Source organism: Rhodospirillum sp. A1_3_36 (assembly GCF_047263945.1).
Classification (GTDB): domain Bacteria; phylum Pseudomonadota; class Alphaproteobacteria; order Rhodospirillales; family Rhodospirillaceae; genus Rhodospirillum.
Window position 1 is genome coordinate 671,027 of the sequence record NZ_JBLAVB010000001.1, and the last position, 19,614, is coordinate 690,640.

Genomic DNA, 19,614 nt, shown 5'->3' on the forward strand with positions numbered 1-19,614 from the left:
TCCCCGGCATCGCCAACCGAAGAAGCAAAACTGTGATCGGTTCGAGTTAGCTCGGAACATCCACCCTGTTCACAGGGATCTCCAGCACGGACTTGCTTCCAGAGAACGGGATCGATATTCTCGTTTCATTCACATCGACAAAAAGAACATAAGGAGAACGACACGTCAAGAATCGGCGTGCCTCCTTGTTCTTTTTTTGTTCCAATGCCATTTTCCCGCCCCTGCCGCAGGAGACCTTTGCCTTGAATGCGCCCCGGTTCACCCCGTCCCTGCCCTTGACCACTGTGCCAGGGCCATACCGGCGTCTGTCCGGATCCAGGGAATTGCCCTCGGCGGGGGATGGGGTGGACAGACGCCTGTCCGTGGCTCCCATGATGGACTGGACGGACCGACACGACCGCTGGTTCCTGCGACAGATATCCCGCCATGTCTTGCTTTATACGGAAATGGTCACAGCCCCGGCCTTGATCCGTGGAGACCCGGCCCGGCATCTCGACTACCATCCGGACGAGCACCCCATCGCACTTCAGCTCGGCGGCGGAGACCCTGGGGAGCTGGCGCAGGCCACGCGGATTGCCCGAGATTGGGAATATGACGAAATCAACCTGAACCTGGGCTGCCCCTCCGACCGGGTAAGCAGCGGTCGGTTCGGTGCCTGCCTGATGGCTGAACCCAATCTGGTGGCCGACTGCCTCTCGGCCATGCGCGCCGAAACATCGATACCCATCACGGTCAAACATCGGATCGGAATCGATGACCTGGACAGTTACGATCACCTGACCTCTTTTGTCGACACCTTGGCGCGGGCTGGAACCCGGGTCTTTATCGTCCATGCCCGCAAGGCTTGGTTGACGGGCCTGAGCCCCAAGGAAAACCGTGAGGTTCCCCCTCTGCGCCATGATGTCGTTCACCGCCTCAAGGCCGATTTTCCAACATTGGAAATCCTGTTGAACGGCGGCATTCACGACATCCCTTCGGCCCTGCCCCATATCGGCCCCACCGACGGGGTCATGATTGGCCGTGCAGCTTACGAAACGCCCTATATCCTTGCCCAAGCTGATCACCTGATCTTTGGCGACCCTACGCCACCGCCCAGCCGCCATGACGTGGCACGCGCCCTCGCCCCTTATCTGGAGGACCTGCTCGCCCGGGGGGAGCCGATCAAAAGACTTACCCGGCATGTTCTTGGGTTGTTTCACGGTCTCCCCGGAGCCCGGGCTTGGCGACGTCACCTTGGGGAGCAAGCCCCTCGCCCAGGGGCAACGGTCCAGGTGCTCCTTGATGCCCTGGCCCTGGTTCCGGACCCCACCAGGGAAGACGACAAACCGGAACCGCCAGAGCGAAATCCTGACCAAAAAAAAACCAATATTTCCCATTCTGAGGTATTGTGAAATTCAAAAAGGTGAGGCAACGGTTTTCAACGAAAGAGCATGAGGGACTATGAGCCGGATCGTCTGGCGGGATCAAATGAGCATCGGCATCCGGGAAATCGACGACGATCACCGGGCATTGCTCGACCTTATCAATCAAATGGGCGATCTCGCGCAGCCTGAGACACTGGATCGCGCCAAAATGGCTGACTGTTTACTACGACTCATTCGCTATACGCGCGATCATTTCAATCGGGAAGAACAGTTAATGGCCAGTGTCCACTTTCCGGGCATAGCCAAACATCAAAAATTCCATGATACCTTCGCGGAGAGCATTCTCTCCCAATCTCAGCGCTTCGTGGATAACCCAGAAGCGGTGACAGCCTGCTCGGTTCACGCCATTCTTTCCGACTGGGTGCTGCGCCATGTGGTTGGCGCCGACAGGGATATCATCCCCCACTTGGGCACCCAGATTCCCGTCAATACTGTCCAGTGGACGCCTTAGAGTGAAACGGGATCAGCGTGAGTCAAGCTGCCCCGTTTCACTCTAGTTATACAGTGCTTCCTCGAACATCCGGAAAACCTGCTTCGCAGTTTCTGGGCTCCGCCCAGACCCGCAAAGGGTCGACGGACCCTTTGATCCCGAATGGTGGGTTGGAAGAAGATACTCCAGGACAGGTGATCCCAAGTTGTTTCGTCGCCCCCCGACCAGGGCCTATCCCTTTTTATGCACCTGTGAAACCGGCTCGGCGCTTTTCCAGAAAGGCGGCATTGCCCTCAGCAAAGTCCGCCGTTTCGGTCAGTAATAGGAAGGAGCGCTTCTCCGCATCAAGTTGCTCCGCCAGGGTCGCGCGGAAGGAGGCCTCCATAAGACGGCGGGTGGCGCCGAATGCCTTGGTTGGCCCTGCGGCAAGGCGCTCGACAAGGCCCAAGGCCTCACTCTCCAGCATCTCCCGGGGCACCACCCGGTTGACCAACCCCCAGTCCAAGGCCTGATCCGCCTTCACCGGTTCATTGAGCAGAACCAGCTCCATGGACCGACGCAAACCAATCAACCGGGGTAGAAAAAATGTGCCTGACCCGTCGGGAGAGGCCCCAATCGCCGAATAGGCCAGGACCATTTTCACGTCCTCCGACGCCACGGCCAGATCACAGGCCAGGGCCAAGCTCATTCCAGCCCCTGCCACGGGACCTTGCAGAGCTGCCACCAGTGGAGCATTGATTGAACGCAGAGTCAAAATGGCCTCGTGAAAGGGATCGAGCAGCCCGCCCACCGTCTCGGCAATGGGCTTTCCCTCTTCACGGAAAGAGGCGACATCCCCTCCGGCCATAAAGGCGCGGCCCTCGCCACTGACCAGAACGGCTCGCACGGTCGGATCCTTGGCGATATCCCGGGCGGCCACAAGAAACGCATCAGCCATATCCCGGTTCAAGGCATTCAAGACTTCGGGCCGGTTCAGGCGCAAGCGAACCACGGACCCAGAGCGTTCAACGATCAGGGGAGTACAATCGGTCATGGCGTCGTTTCCTCCACATGTGTCTTTCTAGGGGGGGGCCGGGGCGCGAAGGTATCGTCGAATTTTGAAAGATCGGGCATAGGCAGGACAGGGCGCTCCTTCAAGGTTCGCGCTACCTCCGCCAAGTCACCCAGCAAGGCCTGCCGGTCCGGCTCTGCCACATAGGGCACATGATAGGCAATAAAGGGCTCCAGCACCTCCAACCCCACATACCCGAGGGTACCTTGGAAAAAATGCCGCATCATGCCCATGGTCAGTTCTCCATGCAGGGCATCGGGACCGAACATGTGATCGCGTCCCCCCAGGCTGAAGGCCGCGAAGGCTCTTTTCCCCGCCAACCCTCCCCGTTCATAAACGCGCTTCCCCCCATAGAAGGGGCCGGACAAAAAGACCCGCTCAATCCATCCCTTGAGGATGGCCGGAACCCCAAACCATTGCAGGGGAAAGGTGAAGACCAGCAGATCTGCAGACAGCACCTTGTCGACCTCGGCCAGGATATCCGGAGCCAGAGTTCGGTTTGCGAAACCGTGGCGCTGCTCCATGGCATAGGTCAGATGATCAACCGCTTTCCGCTCCCCGAAATCTGCACTCGACATCACCGGGTTAAAACCCATGGCATACAGATCGGACTGGATGACCTCCGCTCCTGCCTCGGAAAAGGTCTGTCGCAGGACATCCCGCATGGCAGCGACAAAGGAGTCCCGTTCCGAATGGGCATGAATGATGTGAATGCGCATAGGATCCCCCTTGCACGCAAAGACTGAAGGATCAGAAGCACAAAGCTGTTTCCCGCGAGCCGATCAGTTTTCGACTCAGCCGGGCGGCACGACGCCTCGTCCATTCGTACTGTCGTCGGGTTGCCTTGCAGCGCAACTTGACCTCGAAGATACTCTAAAATCACTATCCTGAGAGTAAAACTGGGCCAGCTTGACTCAAACGGATCCAGTTTCACTCTAGAGCACCGCTCCAAACGAAAGCCCAAACTCAAGTTTGAAGGGCAACACTCCTGAAGCATAGCCCATCGCCCACCAGCATTCCATACCGTATGGAATGGAAACTCTAGTGCCCCCGCAGCAATGGAAAGCTGGGCATGCATTTTTCGCACGTGCGAAAGAAAGCCAGGGCAATGTAATGTTCTTTCACGAAATTCGATCGTCCGCACAGCATCAGGAGAGAAACCTATGTTCTATTATGGCACCTTGGAGAGCGGCTCTCATGCTGTCCTTTATCAAAGGGCCCGAAAAGCCCGCGCCGTGTATTTGGCAAATTTGTTGCGTTCCATGGCCCATCGGGTGGGTGACTTATTCAGCCAAGCCGCCCATCGCAGCGCCGCCACACACGGATAAGAAACCTGCAGTTCGCCTGACAGCATGCAGAATCAAAATACGACAACGGGCGGGGACCTATGATCCTCGCCCGTTGCTGTTTTGGCAGCGCCCCCTGCCTCCAACAACGACCCAAACAGTCCAGGAATGACTCAGCATCCACCACAGCATACGACAGCGTCTCGTAATTCTTGGGCGATTGCCCAAGCCCATTTGGGGGCAAATGCCCCCAAACCCCCATTTTTTCTTTAAAAAATTAAATGCCTGAGGCCCCAGTGGGGGACGGCGCAAAGCCCCGCGACGGGAAAACGCCGACTCTCGTGTACCGTGAGCATCCACAACCCAGGCCACCCAAAGTAAACTCATCCAGACCAACTCCCGCCTTTTGTAAAATTCTTATTGACCTCCGAAGCCCCATACTCTAACAAGCGCATCTCGCGTGTGACGGAACGTTACACACAAGAGGTGCCTACCACGTTTGCAGGTCTGGAAATCATCCATCAGGCCCACAGCGTCCCCATCGTCTAGCGGTCCAGGACATCACCCTTTCACGGTGAAGACACGGGTTCGAGTCCCGTTGGGGATGCCATTTTCCTTTGAAAAGGCACCAACTCCTCAATAAGGGGAGAGATCAGAAGATCGATTCAAGATCTGCCCATACCTCCATGAGATGTATCCATCCAAAAACACACTTGCTCTCTGTACCTCTGTGACGTGATCCCCACGTCTACGCGAGTGGTTTTCATTTATCTTTCAAAACCCTCACCACCCCCTACAGCTTGGCTTTCAACGTCACGGCCCACTACCCGAAAAGCCCGAAGGACTTGCAAGGCAAGACCGTGGGAATCGGAGAAGGCTTCGATGCCCGATCCCTTTTCCAGGCCCAATTTCCAGACATCAACTTTATCGAAGTGAAGAGCGTTACAGAGGGACTGCGTCAGATGTCCTCCAATCGGATCGACGCATATTTTGACAGCCTCGCGGTCATTTCCAACAGCTTGGACAATAATCCGATGCCGAACGTTGGTCTGGCCCTGGGTCACGGGGCTGGTGTTTTCACCAAGGACGGAGGTGGCGGGACAGCGGTCTCGATATCACCATCGCAGTGAATATCTCCGCCGATAATTTAAAACAAACTGATGACCGATGCCGTCAAGTCCGTAGAAATCCTGACGTGCCTCCGCTTGAAGGGGTTCGAGCTCAGTATCGATGATTTTGGAACGGGGCACTCCTCCCTCGCTCAATTGAAACGGATCCCCTTCACCGAACTGAAAGTGGACCAATCTTTTGTCCGGGGCGCAGCCCAGGATGAAACCGCCTATTCCATCCTGGATACCTCCCTCTCCCTCTCCCTGGCCCGACGCCTGAACCTGCATACCGTTGCCGAAGGCGTGGAAACTCGAGAGGATTGGGACATGGTCGCAAGCCTGGGTGTGGATCTGATCCAGAGATACTACGTCAGCCGCTCCATTGTCGGCGATCAGATCCCCGTTTGGCTCGCAGAATGGCAGCGGACACCTCCCATCCGAGGCACCGCTTCCTCCCTTAGCGAAGCCTAAAGTGAAACTGGGCCAGCTTGTCTCAAGCTGATCCAGTTTCACTCTAAAGGAAAAAATGGGGGTTTGGGGGCATTTGCCCCCAAATGGGCTTGGGCAATCGCCCAAAAAATGCCAGACACTATCGTGTGACGTGGTTTCGTATATCAGGCAAGAAGCTCTAGACTTCCCCCAAAGCCATCCCTTGGAAGGACCTATTCCCTTCAGGTCAAGAGGAAAGGGGCTGGCCAAAGACCATGTCGTCCGCCACGATCAAGGCCAGGAAGGCTTCGCATGCCGGATCGCCGATCCAGGCCTGACAGATTTCCCGGGCGCGCTCCAGGCTTTCCGCCCGGCACAGCATCAGATAGTGCCCCTCGCCCAAGGCAAGCATTTCATGGCCCCGCCACCCCGACCAACTGGACAGGCTTTCCCGAACCATCGTGTCGTGGGCGGCCACCATATCGGCTTCCGTCACCCCGCTCTTGAGGTGGAATCGGGCGATTTCCACACCTTCGGACAGACTGTCCCGCGCCACATAATGCCCCATATGGCGCAGAACGTCGATGGTGGCTCGAAACGGCGCGAAAGCCGGATCCTCGGCAACGATCCGTCCTGCTTCCCGGGCATGGGCACCATCGCGCCAGACGACATGATCGACCCGCTCCAGGCCACCTTCCCCCCGCAAGGGAGTCCAGGACAGGAATCCGGGCAAAGCAGCCACAAGGGCCCTGGCCTGGGAAAGGGCCGTGTCGGCCAAGGCAGCCTCCTTGACGCGGTAAGATACAATTTCATGGCAAGGGGTGGTCATCTTGGTTTTCCTTTTGGTTCATCGAAGTCGACGACCGGAACATTACCCCCCCCTCCCGCCAGTTTCTGTCAGGAGCCAGTTCATACAAGCAATAGAGAGACGACTGGACACAATGAAATGGAAAAAAATATCAACTTAAAGAAGAAAAACAGACCCAAATACCCCGTAGCAAAATAGGAAATACCCCATTATCCTTGGGTCTCCGTTTCGGTGGCCCCCACCACCGCGCTTAAGGAAGAGTGATGCTCATTGGGTTCCCGGTAATCTTACCCTCGACATCTCCCTCTCCTAAACCCATGGTGGCGTGATATGTCGGGTCTGTTTCCCCTATCCTGGTTCCTCGGTCCCCTCTTCCGACCTCCTCCCCACTCTGAGGAAGCAACATCGGGCGGCCTCCTCCTCCGCCGCTTGAGCCTTATCGCGCTGCTAAGTCTCTCACCGCTGACCGGGGTACTCGCCGCCCAGGTCAGCCGGACCGGGGAAGAGAATCCTCTCACCCCTGTCCGAGTTCAACTGAAGTGGTACCACCAATTCCAATTCGCAGGCTTCTATGCCGCCCAGACCAAAGGCTATTTCTCCGAAGCCGGACTGGATGTGACGTTGATGGAAGGCGGTCCATCCACCAATCCGGCGCAAACGGTAGCCGAAGGCAACGCGGATTTCGGGATCGGGACCTCCACTCTGGTGCTTGATTATGCCAAGGGAATGCCCCTAGTGGCCGTTGCTTCTTTTTTCCAGCACTCCCCCTTCATCATCCTCGCCCGACGGGACAAAGGCATCGAAACCGTCAAGGATCTGGAGTGGCGCACTGTCATGATCGAGCCCCATTCGGACGAAATCATGGCCTACCTGATCACTGCGGGAGTGGACTTGGAAACGGTCACCTTCGTTCCCCATTCTGGAACCGTTACGGAACTGGCCGAGGATCGTGTGGACGCCATGACCGCCTACCTGTCCACGGAACCTTTCCTCGCAACCCGGGCAGGGATACCTTACGAGACCTTCGATCCGAAAAACCTGGGGATTGATTTCTATGGGGACACCCTCTTCACCACCCGGAAGCTGGCTGACAGGAATCCGGCTCTGGTCACGGCCATGCGAGACGCCCTGATCAAGGGATGGCAATATGCCCTGGCCCATCCCGATGAAATCGTATCGCTGATCAGCGAAACCCTTGCCCCACGCCTGGACCGGGTCGCCCTCGGGGTAGAAGCCCAGATCTATCCTGGCCTGTTCAACCAGGATATTGTCGACATTGGCTATATGAGCGCCAAACGCTGGCGCCACATCGCCGATACCTTCGCCAAAGTGGGGATGATCGACAGACCTGTTTCGTTGGATTCCTTTCTCTTTCAGGCTTCCGACCCCTTGCCCTCCTGGATTGAGCAAACCCTGATTACAGGCCTTGTCGCCCTCGTTCTGGGACTGGGCTTCACCCTGCGTATCGTTCACATCAATGGAAAACTCAAACGCAGCTTTCAGACCCTGGACCAGCAAAAGCGCCAGCTTGAAGAGGCTAATGGCGAACTGGCCCGCCTATCGACAACGGACTCTCTGACGGGTTTGGCCAATCGACGCCATTTTGACGACCATCTGGCTCGGGAATACGCCCTGGCGCGGCGGTCCGGCCTGCCCCTGACCCTGGTCATGATCGATGTGGACTACTTCAAAAGCTACAACGACCTCTATGGCCATCAAGCAGGGGACGCCCGCCTGAAGGATATCGCTGACGTACTTCGCCGGATGTGCAAACGGGAAGGCGACCTCCCTGCCCGCTACGGGGGTGAGGAATTCGCCCTGGTCTACCCCCAGATGGACGAAGCCACGGCCCTACACCAAGCAGAGGCCACCCTGGCCGCCATCCATGCCTTGGCCTTGCCCCATGAGGGCTCCCCCTTTGGCCTGCTTACCGTAACAGCCGGCGTCAGCACGCTTTTTTGTGGATCGGGTCAATCGGAAGGAAACCTGTCCATGACCGACCTGATCGCCCAAGCCGACCTTGCCCTCTATCAAGCCAAAAAAGCGGGACGCAACCAAGCGGGCGTCCATGGAAAGGCTGTCGAGGGGCATGAACGGGAAGATCAGTAAGTGGACAGTATCCCAAAAGACCCTCAGGACAAGATATCCAGAGTGTCCTTGGACATCTCCTCCTGTGTCCGAATGACCGAAGTCGCAGCCTTATAGGCCTGACTCGACGTTTTAAGGTCCACAATATTGCCCGCCACATCCACATTAGGCGTGGCCCGAACGTCTCCTTCACCATTGGGCAAGGGCACATAGGCTGGATCAATGGGGGAGACGACAGCACGGGTCCCAGGCGCGTTGGAGACTTGGTTCGCCCTGAGAGGCCGGTAACCATCGTAGCCCTCCCCCTTTGCCGGTAGGGCCGCATCCGAACGCTGGTTAACCAGGTTGCTGGCTGCCACATTGGTCCGGGTTTCCGCCGCTTTCAGGCCGGAGACGGCGACACTCAAACCGAAATCCATATGCCTTCTCCCTAATAATAGCGGTTGAGGGTACCGCCGACGAGCTTTTCACCGGTAAATCGGGCGGCGATAACGCGCATATTCGCTTCGTAAATCGATGTTCCCCTCTCGCTGGCTTTGGGAACGGTTCCCATGCCTCTCATCGCTGCGTGGGATTGCTCTGCGAAGAGGACCTGAGAGAATGCGTTGGACGTCTTAATGCGCCCGATCCGGATAGGCTCTTCACCCAAGGGAACGATGGGGCGGCCTCGTCCCTGTCCGTCACCCGTCCCCCATTCATCGTTCCGCAGCCCCTCATCCTGGGGACCGACATGAGCCGACGCGCCGGTTTCAAGGATCGGAGAAAAGGATTCGGAGGCCGAAGTCGCACGAAGTCCGTCCCCATACCGTGTGTTGGTAACGGCGGAGAAAGAAGTCGTTGTTCCTGTCACCTTGGGGGTGACCGACATCGTCCAGATCCTCTCTTTACCTAGAACCCCAGCGGGTCAGTCGTTATTTGCGAGCCAGCAGACCGCGCTTCCTATGGTCCGTCAACGCCCAGCGACATAGAGAAACCCAACGGCGATAGTCCAATGCGTCAAGCGCCCCTGATTATTTATAAAAGAAATCCATCTCCAAGGGAATGGTTTCCAAAAAACCGTCTGACACCAAACTCAAGGGCATAAAATCCAACACGGGCATAAACCGCCCATTGTGACCACTCCTCCAATATAGACCAATTGGAAGAATTTTTCCAAGAAATACGAAATATACCCCGCCCCCCACCGGGGCCTGAGGCCCCGGCCCCCCATTGGGGATCAAAGGGTCCGCGACCCTTTGCGGGTCTGGGCGGAGCCCAGAAACTGCGAAGCAGGTTTTCCGGATGTTCGAAGAAACGGTGTATATTCGGAATGAGGCTCCATCCTTTCTCACCCCTTGATCCTGGAAGCCATTCGCGGGACAACGGAGTCCAAGCGGGATCTCGTCATCCCAACGGGGTTTCACCCAGGATTTCAGGAGAGTCTTCCATGGCCAACATCCTTCGTATTGCCCTATCCTGCCCCGACCGGACGGGCCTCGTCGCCGCCGTGAGCGGGCGCCTTTTCGACCTGGGCGCCAATCTGGGCGACACCTCCTTCGCCACCCTGGGCAGCACAGCGGAGTTCACCATCGTTTGCAGCATGCCCGAAAGCGTCACCGTTGAGGAAACGCGCGAGGCCCTGGCCGCTCTGCCGGAGCTGAAAGACGCCGATCTTTGGGTCGGCCGCCCCAAGGATGAAGCCTCTCCCCCCCAAGGAAACAAGGTCACCCATAGCATCGTCGTATCCGGTGGAGACCGCCCGGGCCTTGTCACCCGCCTAGCGGAAGCCTTCGGCGACTATGGGGCCAGCATCGTGCGCCTGACATCTGAACGGTTGGACGACGTCGAGGGCTTTCGTTACCTCGTCCGAATCGAGACGCGGATTCCCAAGGAAAAGGAAATGACCTGCCTCGCCACCGTAAAAAACACATCGGAAGAAATGGGGCTCGCCTGCTCTTTCAAAAGTCTCTGAAAATCAAAAAAAAGGCGCCCAGCAGGTGCCCTGCCCTCGTGATTTATGGATGCCTCGGAGCACTCAAGATCAAATCACGGGACAAGACCCTAGAGGGACCGTTGCGGGGCTTTGCCGCCCCCACCGGGGCCTGAGGCCCCGGACCCCCATTCCTTTTTTACCAATGGGATCAAAGGGTCCACGACCCTTTGCGGGTCTGGGCAGAGCCCAGGCTCTCCAGAGCCGATTTTCCGGATTTTCTGAGATCAAATAGCCAGAGCATCAAGCGGAAAAGTGGGCACCGGTTTTCCGGTCCACTCGATGCTCAACCTGTTCACTCTAGATAAAATTACCCGCCTTAAATCGATTTAAGGCGGGTAATTTTATCTAGAGTGAAAAAGGGGCGGCGGACGGACGCGCCCCGTAAATTGGCCGCCCACCGCCCCCGCGTGTAACCCAGTCCAAAGACCGGACTTGCACGCGATATTGAGACGATAGTCGGATAGACCTTTTGGCGCATTGATACAGAGCAGAAACGCGATGCAAGTTCGCATGGCTGTACCGTGATTTTCGCGTAAACCGGCGAATGCCTGCTGAACGGCACCATGCTGCCAAGAAAATGGACCTATTCTATTCCCCGGCAATTTCCCTCAGGGCACGGTCATCGCAGACGAAGGTATTAACCTTCCGCTCGACGATGATTTGAGAGCGTTTTAATTCCGCAATCATGCGGCTCGCCGTCTCTGTCGTCACCCCCAACATGGCCCCCAGATCCTCCCGACTGAACAGCTCGCAAACCTCTGCACCATCGGCCTCAGGCAATCGAGGCAGCTGCAACAGCATCCGGGCAACGCGGGTTCGGGCGCTACCGGTTGACAGACCTGTCAACCAATCATCGGCCTGCTTCACTGACTGGTGCCAACGCCCCATCAATTGACCGTGTAAGCGGGGTGTTTCCTGACTCAGTCTGGTTACGATATCAACGGGAATTCGGCATACCAGGGAGGGGCGCAGGGCAACAGCCGTATGTTCGTATTCTTCCTGAAGGGTCGCCTCCAATCCAAGAGTGTCCCCCGGCCGCAACAAACGCACAATACGCTGGGAACCGTCTCCCAGGTATTGGAGCAGCTTTACGAGCCCGGACCGCAAAGTGATCACCGCCCTTGCCCGATCCCCTGCGTTATACAAAACGCCTCCCGCTTCAAAGAGGATTTCGTCGATGGGCATATGGATGAGACTAAAGTCTTTTTCTTCCAGGTCGGCGAACAGTGCCAACTCCCGAATACCACACCCCTTGCAATCCGGCTGCCCTTTCCAGGCGGCTTCAATTCGACTTCGTCTCACCGCGACCTCTTCTTCAGTGAATGGCGCGGACCACCCCAGGTCTTCCCAAGTCATCTTCCCCATCCAGTTTCCAAGGGCGCTCCATAAGGTGTGACCCCTTATTCGTCCCCAGCCCACCGAGTGGCGTGATGGTGGAGCGCAACAGTAAAAAGGTCAATCACCATACTCGGTTATATGGAGGTGTGTGACTTGAACCACCACGGGAATGCCCTATTGCCCAATGGGCTCCCTTGTGGTTCGTAGCAACATATCGACAGCGTCCTCGGCGAGTTTGTCCATGGCCGCCGTCCCATCCTGCGGTGGAGTAACCAAGGCTTGGCCGAAGAGCAGAGAATAAAGGTACCAAGCCCGGGTCCGAGCCAAGTCCGGTTCCATGCCCGCCGCAATAAACAGGGCAATCACCCGCGCCGAACGCTCTGCGTCCACCTGCTCCACCGCGGCTGCGGCCTGAAGGTCGTTGCGGGCCCAATCACGGATCGCCAACTCTGTCGCAAGACCCCGCTGGTTCGGATTCCCCAATTGGCGCAGAAGCAAGCGGATCAATCCATCCCGGGGCGTCTCCCCCTCCTTCGGTTCGGTCACCGCGCGAACGGCAGCGATCCGCCCGTCCCGCCAGTCATCCAGCAGACGGGACAGAAGATCGGCCCGGTCCTTGAAATGCCAATAGAACCCCCCCTTCGTCACCCCGAGTTCCTTGGCCAAGACCTCCACGCGCACGGCGGAAATCCCGTCTTGGGCCATGGCCCGAAGGGCAGCCTTAATCCAGGCGGAAGCCCCATCGCCCTTGGTTGAGGCTTTTTGGTCGGAATGAGTCATGGACAGGTGGACCGGAAAACAGGAATTGACGGAGAACAATGGAGTCCATACCATACCGTATGGAATGCGCCTTAGCGAGCCTGGAATCATGTTTTTCCTTGGAAAGACGGCAGAGGCGACCGAAGCACAAGCCAAACACGGATAAAGTGACCGGAGCAGAGCCCCTCATGACCTTCATACCCAAAGACCCACATTTTGAAGCGAGGGTTCGTGCCAGCTTTGCGCGCCAAACGATTAACAAGGCCCTGGGTTGTGAATTGACATCCGTCGGTCCGGGGACCTGCGTTGTCCGCCTGCCCCACAATCCGACACTCTGCCAACAGCATGGCTACATGCATGCGGGGATCACCACAACCATTGCCGATACCGCAGCAGGTTATGCGGCCTTCAGCCTCATGCCTGCGGACAGCGATGTCGTTTCGGTAGAGTTCAAAATAAATCTGATGGCCCCTGCGGTGGGCGAGGTTTTCGAAGCCCGGGCCAAAGTGGACCGTCCCGGCAGAAGCCTGACCGTGGTCCGCTCTGAGGTCGTAGCGATCACCGGAGAGAAAGAAACGACTGTGGCCTTGATGCAAGCCACCATGATTTGTTTGCCCAGCGCGCCAGCCAAAACGGCCACGAAGGCACTCTAAAATCTATATATATACACCGTTTCCTCGAACATCCGGAAAACCTGCTTCGCAGTTTCTGGGCTCCGCCCAGACCCGCAAAGGGTCGCAAACCCTTTGATCCCCAATGGGGGGCCGGGGCCTCAGGCCCCGGTTGAGGGCGGGGCAAAGCCTCGCGTTTTTCGGTTTTTCAAGGAGACAGAGTTTCACTCTCATCTTCTTTTCCACCTTCCTCATCCGACTTGGCCTTGGCAGGCTGTTGGATGCGGCGATTCGGTCCGGAGAAATCCACCTGACGGCGGCGACGGTCAGGACCGAAATAGTCAGCCGTGCGGACAAAGGACCGAGGGGCATCGAGAACGGCGAAAAGTCGGGCCGACAGACCGGAGGCGGAAACAGGCTTGGCCATGAATTCGTTGACCCCCGCGTTGCGGGCCTGACTCAGACTATCCCGATCGGCCCGGGCGGCCACCAGAATAACCGGAGTATAGGCTTCTCGTCCGCCAACGACCATCCGCAGATACCGGGTGAACCCGGCTCCGCTCATGGGCTTCAGGGCGGAATCCACAAGCAGAACATCGGGGCGGCCATTGGCTTCTATCCAGGCCATGGCCTCCTCACCGGTGGCCATGTCAACAACCCGGGCAATGCCGATGGTCTTCAGGAGGGAAACGAGGAACTGTCGGGAGTATTCATTAGAATCCAAGACGAGGACGCCAAGATCCCGATCCTTCAAGGCCACCATGCCCGCCCATTCCTTCCCGTGTACACCAAAGTGGCAAGGCAGCGCCTCCCACGACTTCACCCCTCAGCCTACACTGCACCTCCTCCACACCGCAATGCGCCAAAAATGAAACGTTCCCGCATTAAATTGCCCATGTGCCCAAAATGATCCCCACACCCTCAGTGAAGAGAACACGGCTGGGCTCATTCTTCCTTCGCCGCAAAGACCCGGGCCACGCGAGAGGCGGGGTCCCGGCCCAGGGTGGCGGAGATAGCGGCACCGGCAGCGCACAGCTTGTCCAGGTCGACGCCGCTGTGGATCCCCATCCCATTCAGCATATAGACCACATCCTCTGTCGCCACATTGCCCGTAGCCCCCTTGGCATAGGGGCAGCCACCCAATCCGGAAACGGAGCTGTCGACGACGGACACCCCCAACCGCAGGACCTCCAGCAGGTTGGCGAGCGCCATGCCGTAGGTATCGTGAAAATGAGCTGCCAGCCGCCCCAAGGGTATCCGCTCGGCCACAGCCTCCACCATGGCGCGGGCCTTAAGCGGCGTTCCCACGCCAATGGTATCGCCCAGGCTCACCTCGTAGCAGCCCATGGCGTCCAGGGCCTCTGCGACCTCCGCGACCTTGGCGATGGGAACCGCGCCCTCATAGGGGCAACCGAGCACGCAAGACACATAACCGCGCACGGCCAGACCATGGTCCTTCGCCTTTTCCGTGACCTCAGCGAGACGATCCAGACTTTCGGCGATGGAGCAGTTGATGTTCTTTTTGGAAAAGGCCTCGGAAGCGGCAGCAAAGACAGCAATTTCCTCCACCTGGGGCGCGGCCAGGGCTGCATCCAACCCCTTGAGATTCGGCACAAGCACGGGATAGCGGGTCCCAGAACGACGGATGATCCGGCGCAACACGTCCTCGGTGTTCGCCATCTGGGGCACCCACTTCGGGCTAACGAAACTGCCCGCCTCAATCGTGGACAGACCGGCCTCGGACAGGGCTTCGATCAGGGCCACCTTGGCCGCCAGGGGCACGACATCCTTCTCGTTCTGCAAGCCGTCCCGGGGACCGACCTCGACGATGCGTACGCTTTCGGGGAGCATCAGGCGTCCTCCATCACGATCAATGCGGCGCCGTCATCCACCTGGTCTCCGGCACCGAAACAGACGTCCTTGACCACACCGTCAGCGGGGGCCGCGATCGTGGTTTCCATCTTCATGGCCTCCAGCACCAGCAGGGCCTGCCCCTTGGTGACGGTATCGCCCGCCGCGACCATCACCTGGACGACCTTGCCGGGCATGGGGGCCGTCAATCCGCCACCCGCATCGGCCTCGACCTCTCCAACCGCAGAGACCACACCCAGAACATGCTGTTTGCCCTTGGTGAGCACCACGAGATCCTCCCCAAGACGGACCACCGTGGCACGTCGCGCCAGACCGGAGATTTCCGCCGAAAGACCGCCATCTGCCTCCAGTTCACCCCGGACGCCGACACGGTCCCCATCGGGCAGGTCCACTTCAAAGCCATCACGGCGGTAATGGACCACGACGCGAACCGTTTCGCCTCCGTCTTTCAAATCGATGGCATGGTGATTGTCGTCGTTCAGCCGCCATCCGTTCGCCAGCGACCAGGGGGAAAAGGGGTCGCCGGAGTTCACAGCCCGGCTCGCCGCTTCGGCCCGCTCGGTCAGCACCAAGTACAGGGCGGCCAGGGTCAGCACCTCCCCATCCGCAGGCTGGCGATCGGGAAACAGGGTCTCCTCATGGGTTTCGATGAAACGGGTGCTCACGCCCCCTTCGGCGAAATCCGCATTAGCGGCAACGGCGCCAAGAAACTCCAGGTTGGTGGAGACCCCAGCGACCTTGTAATCGGCGAGCGCTGCACGCAGGCGCCGCAGGGCAGCAGCCCGGTCCCGATCCCAGACGATGAGCTTGGCAATCATCGGATCGTAGAAAATGGAGACCGAATCTCCCTGGGCCACCCCCGTATCGACCCGCACATGGGGACCTTCCATGGGCTGGCCCAAGTGAACCAGCTTGCCCGTGGAGGGGGCAAAGTCGCGGGCGGGATCCTCGGCATACACCCGGGCCTCGAAGGCATGGCCCTGTGGGGAGAGATCGGCCTGGGTCAGCGGCAAAGGATCGCCAGCGGCCACAAGAAGCTGCCATTCCACAAGATCCTGCCCCGTAATCATTTCCGTAACCGGATGTTCCACTTGAAGACGGGTGTTCATCTCAATGAAATAAAAGGCATTATCCTGATAGAGGAACTCAACGGTTCCCGCTCCCACATAGCCAATGGCCTTGGCCGCAGCGACCCCCGCAGCGCCCATCTCGGCCCTTAGTTTCGGATCCAGACCGGGTGCGGGAGCCTCCTCGATCACCTTCTGGTGGCGGCGCTGGACGGAACAATCCCGTTCAAACAGATGGACCACATTGCCCTGGGTGTCGGCGAAGACCTGGATCTCCACATGCCGTGGGTTATCCAGATATTTCTCGATCAACATGGTATCGTCCCCGAAGGCATTTTTCGCCTCCCGCCGGGCGGCGGCGAGGGCCGCGTCGAACTCCCCCTCGGCCCGGACGACGCGCATCCCCTTGCCGCCACCGCCTGCGCTGGCTTTTACGAGCACTGGAAAGCCGATGCGCTTGGCCTCATTGAGAAGTGTGACGTCGTCCTGGTCGTCCCCATGATAGCCGGGAACCAGGGGCACTTTTGCCGCCTCCATCAGGCGCTTGGACTCGCTTTTGGAGCCCATGGAGACAATCGCCTCCGGCGGCGGCCCCATGAAGACCACGCCTTCAGCGGCACAAGCCCGCGCGAAAGCCGCGTTTTCCGACAAAAACCCATACCCCGGGTGGATGGCCTGGGCACCGGTCAGTTTGGCGGCCTCCAGGATCCTCGCGCCGATCAGATAGCTTTCCGCAGCCGGAGCCGGACCGATGCGCACGGCCTCGTCACAGGCCAGGACGTGCTGGGCGCCCGCATCGGCGTCGGAGAACACGGCCACGGTCTTGATACCCATGCGGCGCGCGGTGCGCGCCACCCGGCAAGCAATTTCGCCCCGGTTGGCAATCAGAATTTTAGTGAACATGGCGTCGGTTTCCTCCGATCAATCTTGTTTGTCTTGGGTCACCGTCCAGGACGGTGTCCGTTTGTCCAAAAACGCCCCAATTCCGTCCCGTCCCTCATCGCTGGCGCGGCGGTCGGCGATGCGTTCCGCCGTTTCCTGGATCATCGCCTTATCCACCGGACAGTTCTCCACCAACCGGACCAGAGCTTTCGCCTCAGCCTGGGCGATGGGACCGCCGGCCAAGAGGGAGGCGATCACCGCCTCCCCGGCGTCTTCCAGGGCGTCCGGAGCAACCACCTCACTCACCAAACCCAGGCGGAGCGCCGTGGCCGCGTCCATGACTTCCGCCGTCAGGAAATAGCGGCGACAGGCCCGGGCGCCGATGGCCCGGTTCACATAAGGGGAGATCACCGACGGGATCAGGCCCAGGCGAACCTCCGACAGGCAGAATTTCGCGGGGGTCGCGGCGATGGCGATATCCACCGCCGCCGCCAGCCCGACGCCGCCGCCAAAGGCCGCCCCCTGAACCAACGCCAGGGTCGGTTTCGGGCAAAGGTCGATGGCCTCGCACATGCGGGCCAGACCCAAGGCGTCAGTGACGTTATCCTCCCGGGAATAGGCGGCCATCCGCTTCATCCAGTTGAGATCCGCTCCGGCGCTGAAGGCCTTGCCTTCGCTTGCCAGAACGATCACGCGGACCTCGGGGTCGGTGCCCAAGCGCAGGAAGGCGGCCGTCAGGTCGGCAATCAAAACGTCGTCGAAGGCATTGCGAACCTCCGGTCGGTTCATGGTCAACCGGGCCACGCCCCGGTCGTCGATGGTTTCGCGTAGGGCTGTCATCGTCTGTTCCCTCCGATCACATCCGGAACACGCCAAAGGGCGTGGTTTCGATGGGGGCGTTGAGGGAGGCGGACAAGGACAGGCCAAGGACCATGCGCGTTTCCGCCGGGTCGACAATCCCGTCATCCCACAGGCGAGCACTGGCATAATAGGGATGGCCCTGGGTCTCGTACTGGTCGCGGATGGGGGACTTGAAGGCCTCCTCCTCCTCTGCGGGCCAGTGTTGCCCCCGGGCCTCCATGCCATCGCGGCGCACCTGGGCGAGCACATTGGCCGCCTGCTCCCCACCCATCACCGAGATGCGGCTGTTGGGCCAAGTCCAGAGCATGCGGGGGCTGTAGCCTCGCCCACACATGGCATAATTGCCCGCCCCGAAGGAGCCACCGATCAGCACCGTGAACTTGGGCACTTTGGCACAGGCCACTGCCGTCACCATCTTGGCGCCGTCTTTGGCGATGCCGCCGTTTTCATACTTGCGGCCCACCATGAACCCGCTGATGTTTTGCAGGAAAACCAAGGGGATGCCGCGCTGGGCGCAGAGCTCGACGAAATGGGCGCCCTTGAGCGCACATTCACTGAATAAAATTCCATTATTGGCAATGATACCAACAGGGTAGCCGAAAATCCTCGCAAAGCCGCAGACCAAGGTCTGACCATAGAGGGCCTTGAACTCGTCGAAGCGGGAACCGTCCACCACCCGGGCAATGATCTCGCGCACATCATAGGGCTTTCGCGTGTCCGTGGGCACGATACCGTGGATCTCCGCCGGGTCGTACAGAGGCTCCTCCGGTTTGCGAAGATCAAGCGTTACTTGTTTGTTTCGATTGAGGTTTGCCACCACTCGCCGAGCCAGGGAGAGGGCATGGCGATCATCTTGCGCATAGTGATCCGTCACGCCGGAGGTCCGGCAATGGACGTCCGCGCCCCCCAGGTCCTCGGCGGTCACTTCCTCGCCCGTCGCCGCTTTCACCAGAGGCGGGCCACCCAGGAAGATGGTGCCCTGGTTCTTGACGATAATGCTCTCGTCGCTCATGGCGGGCACATAGGCGCCACCGGCCGTGCAGCTTCCCATGACCACGGCGACCTGGGGAATCCCCATGCCGCTCATGGTCGCCTGATTGTAGAAGATGCGCCCGAAATGATCCCGATCCGGAAAGACCTCGTCCTGGCGGGGCAGGAAGGCGCCACCACTATCAACCAGATAAACGCAGGGCAGATTATTTTCCCGGGCGATGTCCTGGGCGCGCAGGTGCTTCTTGACAGTCAGGGGGTAGTAGGTTCCGCCCTTCACCGTGGCGTCATTGGCGATGACCACGCATTCGGTGCCCTCGATCCGACCAATGCCAGTGATGACACCAGCGGCGGGGACGTTGTCCTCATAGACCTCGTGGGCGGCGAACTGGCTGAACTCCAGAAAGGGCGAGCCCACATCCAGGAGAGTCCGCACCCGGTCCCGGGGGAGCAGTTTGCCCCGGGCCAAATGCTTTTCCCGGGCCTTCTCCCCTCCGCCCAGTTTGATGGCTGCCAGCTTGTCCCGCATGTCAGCCATCAAACCTTCCATATGGGCCTTGTTGGCCTTGAAGTCCTCAGATCGGGTGTTGATGGCGCTCTTGATGACGCTCACGGTCGGTTCCTTCCTGCGTTTCTG

General features: G+C 59.0%; 19 protein-coding genes and 1 tRNA gene. 8 read left to right on the top strand and 12 right to left on the bottom strand.

Annotation, left to right across the window (positions count from 1 at the left end; translation table 11 throughout):
• Positions 1-344: 344 nt before the first annotated feature.
• Both dusA and ACLIRY_RS02935 read left to right on the top strand, forming a co-directional pair.
• Entirely contained in the window at positions 345-1,391 is a 1,047-nt protein-coding gene (gene dusA / locus ACLIRY_RS02930) for a tRNA dihydrouridine(20/20a) synthase DusA (protein ID WP_413204186.1), read from the top strand.
• Positions 1,392-1,440: 49 nt separating this feature from the next.
• The gene (locus ACLIRY_RS02935; protein WP_413203840.1) at positions 1,441-1,875 is read left to right on the top strand and encodes a bacteriohemerythrin; all 435 of its coding nucleotides are present in this window, start codon (positions 1,441-1,443) and stop codon (positions 1,873-1,875) included.
• Between the two features lie 220 nt (positions 1,876-2,095).
• Here the strand turns inward: ACLIRY_RS02935 and ACLIRY_RS02940 are convergent, their stop codons facing one another.
• Together ACLIRY_RS02940 and ACLIRY_RS02945 are read right to left on the bottom strand one after the other, a co-directional pair.
• Positions 2,096-2,887: an enoyl-CoA hydratase/isomerase family protein gene (locus tag ACLIRY_RS02940; RefSeq protein WP_413203841.1), complete on the bottom strand. Its 792-nt coding sequence runs from the start codon at positions 2,885-2,887 to the stop codon at positions 2,096-2,098.
• Positions 2,884-3,624 carry an NAD(P)H-dependent oxidoreductase gene (locus ACLIRY_RS02945; protein ID WP_413203842.1) on the bottom strand — a complete coding sequence of 247 codons (741 nt, stop codon included), beginning with the start codon at positions 3,622-3,624 and terminating at the stop codon, positions 2,884-2,886. The genes ACLIRY_RS02940 and ACLIRY_RS02945 overlap by 4 nt, the downstream gene beginning before the upstream one ends.
• Before the next feature lie 1,101 nt (positions 3,625-4,725).
• Here ACLIRY_RS02945 and ACLIRY_RS02950 point away from each other — a divergent pair.
• From ACLIRY_RS02950 to ACLIRY_RS02960, 3 genes are all read left to right on the top strand, one after another.
• A tRNA-Glu gene (locus tag ACLIRY_RS02950) sits at positions 4,726-4,801 on the top strand.
• Positions 4,802-4,991: 190 nt separating this feature from the next.
• Complete coding sequence (locus tag ACLIRY_RS02955) at positions 4,992-5,321, top strand: hypothetical protein (protein ID WP_413203843.1); 330 nt, start codon at positions 4,992-4,994, stop codon at positions 5,319-5,321.
• Between the two features lie 30 nt (positions 5,322-5,351).
• On the top strand, positions 5,352-5,771 hold the full coding sequence (locus tag ACLIRY_RS02960) for an EAL domain-containing protein (protein ID WP_413203844.1): 420 nt from the start codon (positions 5,352-5,354) through the stop codon (positions 5,769-5,771).
• Between the two features lie 205 nt (positions 5,772-5,976).
• Here the strand turns inward: ACLIRY_RS02960 and ACLIRY_RS02965 are convergent, their stop codons facing one another.
• Positions 5,977-6,558: a hypothetical protein gene (locus tag ACLIRY_RS02965; RefSeq protein WP_413203845.1), complete on the bottom strand. Its 582-nt coding sequence runs from the start codon at positions 6,556-6,558 to the stop codon at positions 5,977-5,979.
• Between the two features lie 408 nt (positions 6,559-6,966).
• On the opposite strand from ACLIRY_RS02965, the gene ACLIRY_RS02970 reads away from it, so the two are divergent.
• Positions 6,967-8,646 (top strand): ABC transporter substrate-binding protein, encoded by a 1,680-nt coding sequence (locus tag ACLIRY_RS02970; RefSeq protein WP_413203846.1) that lies wholly within the window; start codon positions 6,967-6,969, stop codon positions 8,644-8,646.
• 23 nt (positions 8,647-8,669) lie between these two features.
• On the opposite strand, the gene ACLIRY_RS02975 is transcribed toward ACLIRY_RS02970, so the two are convergent.
• A complete protein-coding gene (locus ACLIRY_RS02975; protein ID WP_413203847.1) occupies positions 8,670-9,044 on the bottom strand; it encodes a flagellar basal body rod C-terminal domain-containing protein in 375 nt (124 codons plus the stop codon).
• Positions 9,045-9,055: 11 nt separating this feature from the next.
• Positions 9,056-9,493, bottom strand: coding sequence for a hypothetical protein (locus tag ACLIRY_RS02980; protein WP_413203848.1), 438 nt, complete (start codon positions 9,491-9,493; stop codon positions 9,056-9,058).
• A gap of 558 nt (positions 9,494-10,051) precedes the next feature.
• On the opposite strand from ACLIRY_RS02980, the gene ACLIRY_RS02985 reads away from it, so the two are divergent.
• The gene (locus ACLIRY_RS02985) at positions 10,052-10,576 is read left to right on the top strand and encodes a glycine cleavage system protein R (RefSeq protein ID WP_413203849.1); all 525 of its coding nucleotides are present in this window, start codon (positions 10,052-10,054) and stop codon (positions 10,574-10,576) included.
• A 609-nt stretch (positions 10,577-11,185) separates the two neighbouring features.
• On the opposite strand, the gene ACLIRY_RS02990 is transcribed toward ACLIRY_RS02985, so the two are convergent.
• Positions 11,186-11,953 carry a Crp/Fnr family transcriptional regulator gene (locus tag ACLIRY_RS02990; RefSeq protein ID WP_413204187.1) on the bottom strand — a complete coding sequence of 256 codons (768 nt, stop codon included), beginning with the start codon at positions 11,951-11,953 and terminating at the stop codon, positions 11,186-11,188.
• A 156-nt stretch (positions 11,954-12,109) separates the two neighbouring features.
• Complete coding sequence (locus ACLIRY_RS02995; protein ID WP_413203850.1) at positions 12,110-12,715, bottom strand: TetR/AcrR family transcriptional regulator; 606 nt, start codon at positions 12,713-12,715, stop codon at positions 12,110-12,112.
• A 167-nt stretch (positions 12,716-12,882) separates the two neighbouring features.
• Here ACLIRY_RS02995 and ACLIRY_RS03000 point away from each other — a divergent pair, with 167 nt between their 5' ends.
• A complete protein-coding gene (locus tag ACLIRY_RS03000) occupies positions 12,883-13,347 on the top strand; it encodes a PaaI family thioesterase (protein WP_413203851.1) in 465 nt (154 codons plus the stop codon).
• 166 nt (positions 13,348-13,513) lie between these two features.
• On the opposite strand, the gene ACLIRY_RS03005 is transcribed toward ACLIRY_RS03000, so the two are convergent.
• The 5 genes from ACLIRY_RS03005 to ACLIRY_RS03025 form a co-directional block, all read right to left on the bottom strand.
• On the bottom strand, positions 13,514-14,068 hold the full coding sequence (locus tag ACLIRY_RS03005) for a two-component system response regulator (RefSeq protein WP_413203852.1): 555 nt from the start codon (positions 14,066-14,068) through the stop codon (positions 13,514-13,516).
• Positions 14,069-14,250: 182 nt separating this feature from the next.
• The gene (locus tag ACLIRY_RS03010) at positions 14,251-15,156 is read right to left on the bottom strand and encodes a hydroxymethylglutaryl-CoA lyase (protein ID WP_413203853.1); all 906 of its coding nucleotides are present in this window, start codon (positions 15,154-15,156) and stop codon (positions 14,251-14,253) included.
• A complete protein-coding gene (locus ACLIRY_RS03015) occupies positions 15,156-17,147 on the bottom strand; it encodes an acetyl-CoA carboxylase biotin carboxylase subunit (protein ID WP_413203854.1) in 1,992 nt (663 codons plus the stop codon). The genes ACLIRY_RS03010 and ACLIRY_RS03015 overlap by 1 nt, the downstream gene beginning before the upstream one ends.
• A gap of 18 nt (positions 17,148-17,165) precedes the next feature.
• Positions 17,166-17,966, bottom strand: a complete 801-nt coding sequence (locus ACLIRY_RS03020; protein WP_413203855.1) for an enoyl-CoA hydratase/isomerase family protein — start codon at positions 17,964-17,966, stop codon at positions 17,166-17,168.
• A gap of 16 nt (positions 17,967-17,982) precedes the next feature.
• Positions 17,983-19,590 (bottom strand): carboxyl transferase domain-containing protein, encoded by a 1,608-nt coding sequence (locus ACLIRY_RS03025; RefSeq protein WP_413203856.1) that lies wholly within the window; start codon positions 19,588-19,590, stop codon positions 17,983-17,985.
• Positions 19,591-19,614: the final 24 nt, after the last annotated feature.